The 14556-nt window shown below is 40.2% G+C and carries 12 protein-coding genes; 8 read left to right on the top strand and 4 right to left on the bottom strand.

The window, feature by feature from the left end; translation table 11 throughout:
- The first annotated feature begins 13 nt into the window (after positions 1 to 13).
- The 5 genes from AC5YCI_RS13370 to AC5YCI_RS13350 all read left to right on the top strand — a co-directional run bounded on the left by AC5YCI_RS13370 (position 14) and on the right by AC5YCI_RS13350 (position 6655).
- The gene (locus AC5YCI_RS13370) at positions 14 to 1894 is read left to right on the top strand and encodes a sigma 54-interacting transcriptional regulator (protein WP_496130611.1); all 1881 of its coding nucleotides are present in this window, start codon (positions 14 to 16) and stop codon (positions 1892 to 1894) included.
- A gap of 130 nt (positions 1895 to 2024) precedes the next feature.
- Positions 2025 to 3641, top strand: a complete 1617-nt coding sequence (locus AC5YCI_RS13365; protein WP_496175682.1) for a long-chain-fatty-acid--CoA ligase — start codon at positions 2025 to 2027, stop codon at positions 3639 to 3641.
- Positions 3642 to 3668: 27 nt separating this feature from the next.
- Positions 3669 to 3983 carry a DUF485 domain-containing protein gene (locus AC5YCI_RS13360; protein WP_496130613.1) on the top strand — a complete coding sequence of 105 codons (315 nt, stop codon included), beginning with the start codon at positions 3669 to 3671 and terminating at the stop codon, positions 3981 to 3983.
- The gene (actP, locus tag AC5YCI_RS13355) at positions 3976 to 5625 is read left to right on the top strand and encodes a cation/acetate symporter ActP (RefSeq protein WP_496130614.1); all 1650 of its coding nucleotides are present in this window, start codon (positions 3976 to 3978) and stop codon (positions 5623 to 5625) included. Before AC5YCI_RS13360 ends, actP begins: the two co-directional genes overlap by 8 nt.
- 148 nt (positions 5626 to 5773) lie before the next feature.
- The gene (locus AC5YCI_RS13350) at positions 5774 to 6655 is read left to right on the top strand and encodes a DMT family transporter (RefSeq protein ID WP_496130615.1); all 882 of its coding nucleotides are present in this window, start codon (positions 5774 to 5776) and stop codon (positions 6653 to 6655) included.
- 134 nt (positions 6656 to 6789) lie between these two features.
- Here the strand turns inward: AC5YCI_RS13350 and AC5YCI_RS13345 are convergent, their stop codons facing one another.
- Together AC5YCI_RS13345 and AC5YCI_RS13340 are read right to left on the bottom strand one after the other, a co-directional pair.
- Positions 6790 to 7494, bottom strand: coding sequence for an SDR family oxidoreductase (locus tag AC5YCI_RS13345; protein ID WP_496130617.1), 705 nt, complete (start codon positions 7492 to 7494; stop codon positions 6790 to 6792).
- 100 nt (positions 7495 to 7594) lie between these two features.
- Positions 7595 to 8998: an LLM class flavin-dependent oxidoreductase gene (locus AC5YCI_RS13340; protein WP_496175681.1), complete on the bottom strand. Its 1404-nt coding sequence runs from the start codon at positions 8996 to 8998 to the stop codon at positions 7595 to 7597.
- Positions 8999 to 9254: 256 nt separating this feature from the next.
- Between AC5YCI_RS13340 and AC5YCI_RS13335 the strand changes: the two genes are divergently transcribed.
- Positions 9255 to 10502 (top strand): SfnB family sulfur acquisition oxidoreductase, encoded by a 1248-nt coding sequence (locus AC5YCI_RS13335; protein WP_496175680.1) that lies wholly within the window; start codon positions 9255 to 9257, stop codon positions 10500 to 10502.
- A gap of 3 nt (positions 10503 to 10505) precedes the next feature.
- Positions 10506 to 11747, top strand: coding sequence for an acyl-CoA dehydrogenase family protein (locus AC5YCI_RS13330; protein WP_496130620.1), 1242 nt, complete (start codon positions 10506 to 10508; stop codon positions 11745 to 11747).
- A 391-nt stretch (positions 11748 to 12138) separates the two neighbouring features.
- Here the strand turns inward: AC5YCI_RS13330 and AC5YCI_RS13325 are convergent, their stop codons facing one another.
- Both AC5YCI_RS13325 and AC5YCI_RS13320 read right to left on the bottom strand, forming a co-directional pair.
- Positions 12139 to 12336 (bottom strand): hypothetical protein, encoded by a 198-nt coding sequence (locus tag AC5YCI_RS13325; protein ID WP_496130622.1) that lies wholly within the window; start codon positions 12334 to 12336, stop codon positions 12139 to 12141.
- Between the two features lie 179 nt (positions 12337 to 12515).
- Entirely contained in the window at positions 12516 to 12731 is a 216-nt protein-coding gene (locus AC5YCI_RS13320) for a cold-shock protein (RefSeq protein ID WP_496130623.1), read from the bottom strand.
- Positions 12732 to 13139: 408 nt separating this feature from the next.
- Between AC5YCI_RS13320 and AC5YCI_RS13315 the strand changes: the two genes are divergently transcribed.
- The gene (locus tag AC5YCI_RS13315; RefSeq protein ID WP_496175679.1) at positions 13140 to 14534 is read left to right on the top strand and encodes a GntP family permease; all 1395 of its coding nucleotides are present in this window, start codon (positions 13140 to 13142) and stop codon (positions 14532 to 14534) included.
- Positions 14535 to 14556: the final 22 nt, after the last annotated feature.

Genomic DNA, 14556 nt, shown 5'->3' with positions numbered 1-14556 from the left:
AGATAGGATGATTATGCTGAACCAAAAACCGATTCAAATTTTAGTGACTTATACCAAGTACCCACAGATCAATGGTTTTCGGGATTTGGTTGAGCAAACCATCCAAAATCTTGCCACAGACCAAATCGGTTTTCTTGAATGCCATATTTCAGAAGTCCTTGAAATGGCGCAGTGCTTAGTACAACAAGGGGCCAGTATAATTTTGTCGACCGGTGCAACGGCAAATTTCTTACAGAAAAAACTCTCTATTGAAGTCCATCCTATTCATACTGGGGCCTTTGATGTCTTACAGGCAATTTCTAACTTAAAAGACTGTCATAAAATTGCCTTAGTGGCCAATCAAGCGACCATCAATTTAGCCAATTATGCCGATGTCTTTGCTCTGGAAGTGAAGCAGTTTAGCTACGACTCCTATTTAAGTGCAAGGCATTGTATTCAACAAGCCAAACAACAAGGCTTTGATGCTGTGATTGGTTCACCTGTGGCTGTAGAGTTGGCTCAAAGTAATGGCCTAAAAGGGCAATTGGCTTTAAGCCATAATGCATTACAAGACCTTTGTTTAAATGCTTTACAGCGTTTAGATAAGATTCGTCAGGAAAAACAGCATTTACAGCATCTGACCGCGATTTTCGATCATTTAAGTGATGGTATCTGCGTAGTCGATCAACATAGTCGTATTTATTTTGTCAATGCTGCCTTGCAACAGATTTTGGGGATGAATTCGCAGCAATTACAACATCAAAACTTAAATAAAATTTTTAAAGATTTAAGCTTAAATAAAGAATCAAGCCTACAAACTATTGATTATAAAAATAAAAAAATTGCTGTACATCTCGCACCTATGCGTACTGAGCATTTAGATGGTTATGTGCTTAAAATTCAAGAATTACAACAGGTTGAGCGCTCAAGTCGGGAATTTCGAAAGATTTCAAGTCGCAAGTTTAACCCACGCTACCAATTTAGCGATTTGATCACTCAAAATCATGACTTTGAGCAAATTCTACAGCTAGCTAAAGAATATGCCAAAAGCGAAGCAACCGTACTCATTACTGGTGAAAGTGGTACAGGTAAAGAAGTCTTAGCACAAAGTATTCATCAAGCCAGCTTACGTCAGCAAGGTACATTTGTGGCAATTAACTGTGCTGCATTTCCAGAGAGTATTTTAGAAAGTGAATTGTTTGGTTATGAAGAAGGTGCTTTTACAGGGGCCAGAAAAAATGGAAAATTGGGCTTAATTGAAGCCGCAGATCAGGGAACTTTATTTTTAGATGAAATTGGCGACATGCCTTTACACTTGCAAACCCGATTTTTAAGGGTATTACAGGAACGACAAGTGCAACGTCTAGGAGCATTGCATAGCCATGCCATTGATATTCGTGTGATTGCAGCCACACATTGTCACTTGGAACAGTTGGTCGCTGAAGGACGCTTTCGCGCAGATCTATACTATCGCTTAAATATTTTAAGGTTACAGATTCCAAGTCTAAATGCACGGCGTGAAGATATCGTATATTTCAGTCAAAAATTTTTAGCCCGTAACAATATCGCTTGGCAAAATGTGCCTTCTTATGTAGTGAGGGCTTTAAATCAGTATCACTGGCCAGGGAATATTCGTGAACTTGAAAACGTCATCGAGCGCTTAAGTGTGATCTTAAACTTAACTGAACCGCTGACCCCAGCGCGTTTTAAACAGTATGTGCCCGAACTTTTCACTGAGCAACAAGGTTATATTCCTCCCCTTAAAGAAGTTAAATATCAGCAAGAACAAAGCCTCATTAGCCAAGCTTTAGAACAAGCTCAAGGTAATTTAGATTTGGCTGCTCAGCACTTGAATATCAGCCGTACTACTTTATGGCGTAAGATGAAATACTTGAATCTCAAACAACAAAAATAAAGGTGCAAAATTGCAATGAATTTCAATTTTGAAACAATGTTAATTTACGCAATATTTTGATTTAAATCATTTTTTTATTGGCATTATGCTTGCAATAGTCCTGTTATCTATGGATAAGGACAAAATAATAATGAATGGACAGATGATGTTCTGTGATTTAAACATCACTTCAATTATGCAACATGCCTTGTTAGCGTACCCACATCAGCAAATCGTGAGTTTAAAATCCGATGGTAAAGCGGTTCATCGTTATACCTATCAAGATGCATTTGAGCGTGTTGCCCAAGCTGCACATGCATTTGACCATTTAGGCATCAGATCTGATGCCATTATGGGAACACTGGCATGGAATACCTATCAACATATTGAACTGCACTATGCGATTCCTTGCTCAGGGCGGATCAACCATACCATCAATCCACGCTTGTTTCCCGAACAAATCTTACAGATTATTCAGGATGCTCAAGATCAAGTTTTATTTGTAGAACCTGAATGCATTGGCTTGGTCGAAAATATGTATGAACAGATTAAATCATGTGTGGAACATATTTTTATCTTGGGCGATATAGATCCGATGCTGCGTGCAACATTCCCATTTCAGTTTTACGAACAGATTTTACAGGATCAGCCGACCTCCTACCTATGGCCAGAAATTAAAGAGCAGCAAGCCAGTGGCTTATGCTATACATCGGGTACCACAGGACAACCAAAGGGAGTGCTTTATTCACATCGCAGTACAGTCTTACATGCTTTGATTTTAAGCATGCGCGAAGTGGTGGGGTTGGATCTGCATAGTGTGATGATGCCTATGGTGCCGCTCTATCATATCAGTGCCTGGGGAATGCCCTATAACACTATTTTATGTGGTGCAAAACTCGTCTGCTGCCATCAATTTGCCGGTCAAGCTGACAAAATGGTGCGCTTAATCCAGCAAGAGCAAGTTGATATTGCTATGGGTGTACCGACAATTTGGGCAGGTATTCAAGCCTATTTACAGCAATATCCACTACAGAACTTTCCCTTAAAACGCGCGATCTCTGGCGGCTCTGCAGCATCTTTGGCTTTAATTGAGCGTATGCAACGTCTCGGTATTCAACTCGATAATGCATGGGGAATGACAGAGACCAGCTCCTTAGCAGCATGTAATCATGGAGAATATGCACCAACATCTCATCCAGAACAAAGCTTAAAATGCGGCCGTCCAATCTTTGGGACACAAGTTCGGGTCAAAGATCAGCATCAACAGGTGTTGCCTTTAGGTGAATTGCAAGAGGGACAATTGGAAATTAGAGGTCACGCCATTGTCGAACACTATATGCACCAAGACAGTGGCGCTGAACAAGGTTGGTTTAATACCGGGGATATCGCCAGTATTGATAAATTGGGTTATATCCACATCACAGATCGTGTGAAAGATATGATCAAATCAGGCGGTGAATGGATCAGTAGTGTGGCCTTAGAAAACGCCGTGATGGGCTACGAAAAGATTCATGAAGCAGCTGTGATTGGGATAGAACATCCCAAATGGGGTGAACGCCCGTTGCTGGTGGTGGTCCCCAAGGCCCAATATGCCACGATTCAGCATGAAGAAATCATCAGCTATTTGTCATCATCCATCGAAAAATGGGCACTTCCTTCTGCCACTATTTGTGTCAAAAATATTCCGCACACCGCAACCGGTAAAATCAGTAAAAAAACCTTACGTGAACAATATCACAGTTATTTCGCGCAGATGAATGTTGTCTAAGACAACATAAGTCAAGGAGCATGTTATATGGATATACAACAACAAGAACAAGCCATTATTCAAGATCAGCATTTTCAGGCGATGGTACGTTCTCGCAATCGTTTTGCCTGGCTACTGAGTGCTAGCGTGTTGATCATTTACTTTATATTTATTTCAATTGCGAGTTTTAAACCTGAAATTCTGGCACAAACCTTTGGTGATCGTGTGTTAACGGTAGGATTACCTCTAGCAGCATTAGTGATTATTGTCAGTTGGTTGATCACAGGTATTTATATTTACATTACCAATCGTCATTTTGATCAGATTAAGTTACGTCTCAAGAAGGAGTATCACTATGAATAAATTCCTTCTACTGTTATTGGGCTTAAGTTTAAGCTTGCCTGCCTATGCCGCAGGGCAAAATTTAAACTGGACCGCAATTAGTATGTTTGCTGTCGTGGTATTCATGACCTTATTGATTACTTGGTGGGCAGCACGGCGTACCCGTTCAAAAGAAGATTTCTATACTGCGGGCAATTCTATTTCCGCCCAACAAAATGGTTTGGCCATTGCGGGTGATTATATGTCGGCGTCTACCTTACTTGGTGTCTCAAGTATGGTGTTTTTCAAAGGATATGACGGCTTTATTTATGTGACGGGCTTCTTTGTCTGTTGGCCTATTCTGACCTTTTTAATGGCAGAACGCTTACGTAACTTAGGCCGTTATACCTTTGCTGATATTGTATCCTACCGCTTAGATCCACAAAAAACCCGAATTTTAGCCACGTGTGGCTCACTGATTGTGGTGGTGTGCTATTTGTTATTACAAATGGTGGGGGCAGGGCAATTGATTAAACTACTCTTTGGAATTGACTATCAGATTTCAGTCATTTTAGTGGGTTGTCTCATGCTGGTATATGTCATGTTTGGTGGCATGCTGGCCACAACATGGATTCAGATTACCAAAGCGATTTTACTGCTTTTTGGTGGCACATTGCTCCTATATCTCGCACTCAAGCACTTTGGTTTTAGTCTAGATCGTTTAGCACATGCTGCGGTCACCAGCCATCAACTGGGTGAAAAAGTCCTACAACCGGGAGGTATGCTCTCTAATCCAATTAATGCTTTATCCACTTCGATTGGCTTGATTTTTGGTTTAGCCGGTTTACCGCACATTTTAATGCGCTTCTTTACTGTGCCCAATGCAGCGGATGCACGGCGCTCTGTGTTTTATGCCTCAGGTTATATCGGTTATTTCTTTATTATTGTCTGTATCTTAGGTTTTGCTGCAATTTCAATTGTCGGCACCAGTCCGCAATTTTTTGTCAATGGTCAAGTCGGTGGAGAATTACTCGGCGGCTCGAACATGGTCGCGATTCACTTAGCCGGTGCACTCGGTGGTAACGCTTTACTTGGCTTCTTGTCTGCTGTGGCATTTGCCACGATCTTAGCAGTGGTTGCAGGTTTAACCTTAGCAGGTGCGTCTGCGATTTCCCATGACCTATTTAGTAAAGTAATTAAAAAAGGCCAAGCAACGGAAAAACAAGAAATGCTGGTGTCACGCTTAGCGGTGATTGGCTTAGGAATCGTCGCAATTGCGTGTGGTATTTTATTTGAAAAAATGAATATTGCGTTCTTAATGGGGCTGACCTTTGGTATTGCCGCTTCAGCTAATTTTCCTGTGCTATTTTTAGCGATGTATTGGAAAGATCTCACCACGCGTGGCGCGATTTGGGGAGGATTTACAGGCATTATCTCAGCCATTGTACTGGTGATCTTATCACCAACGGTTTGGGTGGGTGTCATGGGCTATCAAACGGCGATTTTCCCTTATGATAATCCTGCGTTATTTTCGATGCCTTTTGCGTTTATGGTGAGTATTTTAGTTTCTAAACTGGATCAAAGTGAGCGTGCACGTATTGACCGTGCAGGTTTTGAACAACAAGTGGTACGTTCTGAACTAGGAGCACGTCAAGAAGATTTAGAAAAAGCACCTCTACACTAAACTTGGGACCTATAGGCGTCTTTAGCCAAAAGCTAAGGGCGCTTTTACTTTTAGTCACAACATCAATAAGAAAATTTCATTGATAAAAAGATGAAAATGCAAGTTTTGAGGCGTACATTAAGCACAGTTATATCATGGGACCTCAACTTTGATTTGGATTCTTTTTACCCTCATGGCTGCTTTCATGCAGGCGTGGCGGAATGCTTTTCAGAAGCAACTCAGTAGCAGTGTCGATGTCTATGGGGTGACATTGGCACGTTTCTTATTTGCTGTACCCTTGGCCATAGCCTATTTAGCATGGATGTATCATGCCCATCCTGTAGAGACCAATGTATCTTTTAATCTGCAATTTGCAGTGTATATTGTCATTGCAGGCATTACCCAAATTGCAGCTACTGCACTGATGGTACAACTCTTTAAGCAAAAAAATTATGCCATTGGTGTGGGGTTGGCCAAGAGTGAAGCGATTTTAGCTGCCATCATCGCCGTGCTGTTCTTAAGTGAGCCATTAAGTTTATATGCATGGGGTGGGGTGTTATTGGGTGCTGTGGCAGTATTTTTACTCAGTAGTGGACGACAACTGAAAGATTTATCTGTTTCCACTTTAACGATTGGTATTGCAAGTGGCCTATGTTTTGCCATTACCTCACTCTTAGTCAGAGAGGCCAGTTTAGAGCTGACCATGCTGCCACATCTACACCGCGCGGCGTGGGTCTTATTCTGGGTGATTAGTTTCCAATGTATCAGTATGTTGCTGTATTTAGGGCTGTTTAGTCGAAAAACGTTATATGCACTGTGGCAGCGTCTAGGCTTAACCTTAAAAGTGAGCCTATGCAGCTTTTTGGCTTCATTAGGTTGGTTTAGTGCCATGAGTTTACAGTCTGTTGCGATTGTCAAAACTTTAGGCCAAATTGAAATCTTATTTAGCTTACTCATTTCTATGTTCTTCTTTAAAGAAAAATTAGCTAGGCGTGATCACTGGGGGCTCGTCTTGGTTGTTGTCGCTGCCATATTGGTTATCTGGGCATAATGTAGGTCAATAATATAAGCTGTGTTTGTAACAAAAAAGCGCGATATCAGGTCGCGCTTTTTTGTATCAGATCGTAGATCACTTCATTGAGATCCCGCTATTACAAGTCGGGAATGCCGTACAGAGCGTTAAATCTACAAGCTTCCGCCACCATCAACATGAATCACTTGGCCAGTGATGAAGCTTGATTGCGCTGAGAGTAAGAATGAGACTGCGTTGGCTACATCTGCTGGCGTACCTATACGGCCCATTGGGATATTTGCCAATAATGCTTTTTCAGCTTCACTGCCTTTCGGACGAGTCTGTCTAAATAACTCTGTCTCGATCGGTCCTGGTGCGACACAATTGACTGTAATGCCATATTGTGCGAGTTCAAGTGCCCAAGTACGCGTACAGCCAACCAAAGCGCTTTTTGCGGCAGCATAGGCAGTTCGGTCTTTGGAGCCATACATCGCTCGACTACCAATATTGATAATACGACCATACTGTTGCTGTTTTAATTGTTCAACAAAATGCTGCGTCACCTGAACGGCTGACCTCACATTGAGATTCCATACATCGTGCAATGCATTCAGATCAATCTCACCTAAAGCCTGAGGTCGGCTAATTCCTACATTATTGATAATGCCATGGATCTGATATTGGGACGCAATAGTATTTAATATCGCTTGAGTTTGCTGAGTGTCACTAAGATCACACTGGAACATTTTTCCAGGAAAGTTAAGGTTTTCTGGATGTCTTGCAATCCCAATCACCTCATGACCTTCATCCTTGATTTTTTCACAGATTGCGCGCCCAATGCCACGGCTAGCACCAGTGACTAAGTATGTTTTTTGCATGACCCATATTCTATTTCAATGAAACAATTGAGGATCATCATACAATATCTGTACCCAACACAATATAAACCAGCCCGATCAAAATCGGGCTCTTCCAAGATTAAGCGTCTATGAGCTCATCTTGCTCGACTTTCTGTTGAGTTAAGTCACGGTACTGTGCAGCACGGTGATCTTCACTTAGACGTGGGCCTTGACCAAACAGCTTTTCACGTAAAGTACCTTGGCGATATTCTGTTTGATACACACCACGGCGTTGTAATTCAGGTACTACGTAGTCCACAACATCTTCGAAAGATTGATGTGCGAGGATATAAGCCAAGTTAAAACCATCAAGACCTGTCTCTTCCACCCATTCTTGCAAACGGTCTGCTACAGTAGTGGGTGATCCAACAATTACAGGACCATTACCCCCCATACTGGTCCATTTGGCAATTTCTTCAATGGTCCATACTTTATCTGGATCTGCTTTGACATATGAGTTCAGCAAAGATTGGATGGCATTGGTCTCAATATATTCAACTTGATCTGTGGATTGATATTGAGAAAAATCAACACCCGTCCACCCTGAAACCAAGGTCAGACCCCCATCATAACTGGCATATTGTTGATATTCGGCAAATTTTTTCTGGGCTTTCTCATCAGTTTCATCAACGACAATAGCAAGCATGGTATAGATTAAAACAGAATCTGGTGCACGACCTTCCTGAACTAAATTCGCTCGGATCCCATCCACGAGCGGCTTCACTGCCGCTTTAGTCGGTGCAGAAATAAACACACATTCTGCATTTTGGCTAGCAAAGCGCTGGCCACGGCTGGATGCACCAGCTTGATATAATACAGGGGTACGTTGTGGAGACGGTTCACAGATGTGGGTACCTGGAACACTAAAATATTTACCCTCATGACGGATCGGATGTACCTTTTTAAAATCAGCGAATACACCGCGTTGTTTATCACGGACAACAGCATCTTCTTGCCAAGAGCCTTCCCAAAGCTTGTACAAAACTTCTAGATATTCATCTGCAATGTCATAACGTTGGTCATGACTCACTTGCGTTTTTAAGCCTAAATTTTTAGAGCCACTTTCCAAATACGAAGTCACAATATTCCAACCGGCACGACCTTGGGTTAAGTGGTCAAGCGTCGTCATACGTCTTGCAAATGGATAGGGATGTTCAAATGAAATCGAGGTGGTTACGCCAAAGCCTAAATGCTCGGTAACGGCAGCCATTGCCGGCACCACTTGTAGGGGATCATTGACTGGGACTTGTACCGCACCTGTAAGAGCATGTTCATTATTACCATGGTACACATCATAAACGCCCAGCACATCGGCCAAAAAGACGCCATCAAATTTTCCACGTTCTAAAATTTTGGCTAAATCTGTCCAGTACTTTAAATTTTTATATTCTGTCGAACGATCATCAGGATGACGCCAAAGACCAGGGGACTGATGCGCAACGCAGTTCATTTCAAAAGCATTAAAGCGAATTTGTTTAGCCATATTGTTGTATCTATTTGAGTTACTATTGCTATGCATCTTAAATAAAAAATTTACCCCTATTTATAACAATTCACTGTTTGGATATCAGCTATTTATATTTGTCAAAATCTGCTTTAGATAGCGTGAAAAATGCTGAATAAAAAATAAATGTCTAAATATCAACATTAAAAACCTACTTAATTTTGCAATTTTTTTTATTTCCCTAAGTGAAATTAAGCATGCTAGCGTAGGCTTAATTTCACTAAGAGCGCCAAGAATGACTGCAAAAATTATTGATCCAATTCAAATAGATAGTCAGATTCCTAAAGATTTTTATCAGCTTGAGTCACCTGCACATATTATTCAAAATGATGCCGAAGCAATTTTGATTGCTCAACAATTAGCAGAACAATTTAGCTTAGAGTCAGGTGCACGTGATCAGGAGCGTCGTCTACCTTTAGCAGAGATTCACACTTATTCACAATCAGGTTTATGGGCAATGACGGTACCCAAACGCTTTGGTGGTGCCGAAGTCAGTTATAAGACTTTAGGTGAAGTGGTTAAAATTATATCCGCAGCTGACTCATCCTTAGGACAGATTGCACAAAATCACTGGGCTTTTTTAGAGCACATTCGTTTAGATGCAAGCTTAGAACAACAGCAATTTTTCTTTACAGAGGTACTAAAAGGCAAACGTTTAGGTAATGCCTTTTCAGAAAAAGGCTCAAAAACAGTGGCTGATCTGACCACAACCCTCACTGTACAAGATGATTATGCCCTCTTAAATGGCCAAAAATTCTTTGCTACTGGCGCGCTATTGGCACATTGGATTCCTGTGGTGGCTGTATACAATGAGCAAGCTTATGCTGCCATTATTCCACAGCACAGCGAAGGTCTCACAATTATCAATGATTGGAGTGGTTTTGGCCAACGCACGACAGCAAGTGGCACAGTCATCCTAGAAAATGTTCGTGTAGATTTAGAACATCTGATTCCGATTCATCAGGCCTTTGAACGTCCTACAGCAGCGGGGGCGATTTCACAGTTTATTCAAGCTGCTGTTGATGCAGGCATTGCACGCGCTGCAATTGAGGCAACAATTCACTATGTTAAACATTACACTCGTCCTTGGATTGATTCTGGTCTAGAAAAAGCCACGCAAGATCCCTACACGCTTGCCAATATCGGTGAACTTAAAATTAAACAACGTGCGGCAGAAGCAGTACTTGACCTTGCTGCTTTAGCCATTGACCAAGCGATTGAATCACCTACAGAGTCTCAGGTAACAGAAGCAACATTATTGACTGCTGAAGCCAAAGTATTGACGACCGAATTGGCTATCTTATCAACCAACAAACTATTTGAATTAGCGGGCACGCGTTCGACTTTAAGTGAACTCAACTTAGACCGTCATTGGCGTAATGTACGTACACATACCTTACATGACCCTGTACGTTGGAAGTTTAATTTGATCGGTAACTACTATTTAAATGATGTGCCACCACCACGTCATGCTTGGAGCTAAATCATGACCACAATCACCACTTCTCATTTATCTCTAGGTACCGATTACCAGCAAGTGGCGGCAAAGTACCGTCCAATTTTTAAAAAAATTGCTGAGGGTGCGGTACAACGAGAAACCGAACGTCAATTACCCTTTGAACAAATTCAATGGTTAAAACAAGCAGGTTTTGGTGCTGTACGGATCCCGCTCGAATATGGAGGCGATGGAGTATCTCAACAGCAACTTTTTGAACTTCTCATTGAACTTGCCGCAGCTGATTCAAATCTTGTACAAGCCTTACGTGGTCATTTTGCCTTTGTTGAAGATCGTTTGGTTGCACATCGTGACCAAGATCAGAGTGTTTGGTTTAAACGCTTTGTACAGGGAGATTTAGTCGGTAATGCTTGGACTGAGATTGGTAAAGTCCAAATTGGTGATACTCTTACCCGTGTAACGCAAGATCAAGAGGGCCAATTTTGGGTCAATGGTAAAAAGTATTATTCCACAGGTAGCATTTATGCGGATTGGATTGATTTGTTTGCTTATGATGAGACACAAGATCAGCATGTCATCGCAGCGATTTCTACCCATACACAGGGGGTTGATATACAAGATGACTGGGATGGTTTTGGTCAAAAAACCACAGGTAGTGGTACTTTAACTTTACAACATGTATCGGTACCTGCAGATCATATCCTACCATTCACACAACGATTTAAATATCAAACAGCATTCTATCAAGTCATACATTTAGCAACTTTAGCAGGTATTGCCCAGGCAGCAGTGGAAACATTTAGTGCAGAAGTTAAAAAACGTGACCGTATTTATAGCCATGGTAATGCCGATTTAGTCCGGCATGATCCTCAAATCCTGCAAGTCATTGGTCAAGCCTCTGCGCAAAGTTATGCTGCAAAAACTATCACCTTAGATACAGCAAAAGCATTGGATCAGGCTTATATCAGTCACTTTTCGCAAGACACAGCACAAGATCTAATCACCAATGATGCAGCAGAACTGAGTGCTTCGCAAGGTCAGGTGGTGGTTAGCGATCTGGTCCTTGATTTAAGCACAAAATTATTCAACAGTTTAGGTGCTTCAGCTGCAAGTCGCCAAAAACAACTTGATCGATTCTGGCGTAATGCCCGTGTGATTTCTTCACACAACCCTACGATATATAAGCAGAAAGTCATAGGAGACTGGCTGATTAACCAAAACCCCTTACCTTATGTATGGCAAATTGGGAACAGTCCACAAGCGCAACACTAAAAAAGGGCGTGATCGCCCTTTTTTTATTAATTCAACATTAATTGAATTTCTTGTCGACTATAACCACGTTCTCGTAAAGTGGCATAAATGGCACGCTTTATTTGTGGACAGTGACTGTTCTGGTGTTTTTGAAATAAATAAACTTCGCTTTCACTACGTAATACTTGCTTAAGTTGTAAAACGTGTGTGGTATTTTGAGGAAAAAAGCGTTTAAAAAACTGACGTATTCGGGAGGACATATAACATTTAAGTAACTAAGATAACATGAATATTATCTATTTTTATTTCACTTGCATATCCTATATTGATCCCGAATTGTTAAAATATGTTATGAAAATTCAGATCGAAACTATAGGATTTATGACTATTGTTTAGATCTGTCCAGAGCAGCTTAGATAACTCTATAAATCTTTGTTGTGACGTTGCTTTGAAAAAGCATTTCAAAACTTGGTCGGATATTTTCACCATCTACAGTAATATGTTTAATGTGATCAACTGTATGAGCTGATGAGAGGACTTTATTGAATGTCGCTTGAATAGACAATTTACTGCCAAATTGATCTATGACATGAATATTTTGTGTCAGCATATATATACCTAAAGAAAAAGAAAAAGAAAAAATGTAAGACCAAAATTAAGATCTTTAAAAATAAAAGGGTCTACAAGAAAATAGAAATGCATTCGATGAACAATTTGTTCAACTCATTTAATTTTTAATGTATAAAAAAAGCACTAAAATTAGTGCTTTTTTTGAATATCGTTAACCGCTTATAGGGCAACAATATTAACGGCATTTGGGCCTTTTTGACCTTGAGTTACGCTGAACTCAACCATTTGACCTTCGGCCAAGGTTTTAAAACCTGAATTTGCAATTTCACTAAAGTGTGCAAAAACATCTGGACCTGACTCTTGCTGAATGAAACCAAAACCTTTAGTTTCGTTAAACCACTTTACTGTACCTTTAACAACATTTGAGTTTGACATAATATATCCTACTGAATTTTAATAATTTTAAGTCGTTTTACTGACTGAATGTAACTTTGAAAATAATAAAGATTGGCGCTTAAAATCTGAAAAAAACGAAGGATTATAAATAAAACTGCGATACTTAATAGAGATTTACCGAACAAGACTTTTTTCTAGTTAAGTTAACTATACACTAAATAATAAATTAATCAAGTTTTTTTATATGCATATTTAATTATCTTATAAAATATTTACCTTTTGATGAATACTAACAGACGAATTAACCGTATAAAGAGTCAGTTTTACCAAAAAAAACCATGTGGTAGCTGCTAAAAAATAGTAGCCGTTGACTTTTATTTAATCGAAATATATACATGATGAAGGATGTATTTTACATCTGGCTATAATAATAAATAGGAATTAAACATGATCGGACTAATCGGAATAGTCTTATCCTTAGTATTGTTGATGTATTTAGCATATAAAGGATTTAGTGTCATTGTACTTGCACCGCTTTTGGCACTTTTTGCAGTGGCTTGGAGTGGTCTAAGCAATGAATTACTTGGTTTTTATTCACAAATTTTTATGACTGGCTTAGGCGGTTATATTATCAAATATTTTCCATTATTTTTGCTTGGTGCGATTTTTGGAAAACTGATGGATGATTCAGGTTCAGCTCGAACCATTGCACATTTTTTTGTCAATAAGTTAGGGCATCATCGCGCGATGCTGTCAATTGTATTGTCATGCGCAATTTTGACTTACGGTGGTGTGTCATTATTTGTTGTTGGTTTTGCTGTTTTCCCGATTGCAGCCGCATTGTTTCGGGAGTTAAATATACCTAAACGTTTGATTCCTGGTGCGATTGTATTAGGTGCACTGACCTTTACCATGACAGCCTTACCCGGTACACCTGCAATTCAAAATGCCATCCCCATGCCATTTTTTAACACCGACCTCTATGCTTCACCAGGTTTGGGTGTATTGGCATCCATATTTATTTTAATCACAGGAATGTGGTGGTTAAATCGTCGTGTAAATTCAGCTCAAGCACAAGGCGAGGGATATGGACAACATCACGAACCTGATCAAATTACTCCACAACTTAGCCATCATGACCCCAGTTTAATCAAAGCATTTATCCCAATTTTTGTGGTCATTATTACTAATTTATTGCTCAGTAAATTAATTTTTCCGTCAATGAATACCGCTTATTTAGCCACAGATAAGTTTGGCAACACTTCTTTAAGTGCTGTAGTGGGTCTGTGGGCTATTGTATGTGCCTTAGTTTTGGCATGTATCGCCATTATTATTCTCAATTGGAAAAATATGAATGATATTCGAAATTCGATCCAACAAGGGGTATCCTCTTCATTTTTACCTATTTTTAATACCGCTTCAGAAGTAGGTTATGGTTCAGTGATCGCATCTTTGGCCGGTTTTATTATTTTGCGTGATTTTCTTGTCGGTATTGCACCTAATAACCCGCTGATTTCAGAGGCTATTGTGGTTAACGTTTTGGCAGGTATTACTGGATCTGCTTCGGGTGGCTTAAGTATTGCCTTAAACACCATGGGTGAAACCTATAAAAATCTTGCACTTGAATCTGGCGTGTCCTTAGAATTGATGCATCGAGTGGCATCTATGGCTTCGGGCGCTTTAGATTCATTACCACATAATGGGGCAGTGATTACCATTATTGCTTTATGCGGTTTAACCCACAAACAATCTTATTATGATATGTTTATTGTTTGTGTGGTGATCCCCCTGATTGCGCTGATTGGCGTAATTACGCTAGGCACATTATTTGGCTCTTTTTAAACAATAACAATAGATAGGTTTA

Source organism: Acinetobacter sp. CY17 (assembly GCF_059515825.1).
The sequence above is the reverse complement of the archived record's forward strand: the minus strand, read 5'-3'. Positions and strand labels throughout refer to the sequence as shown.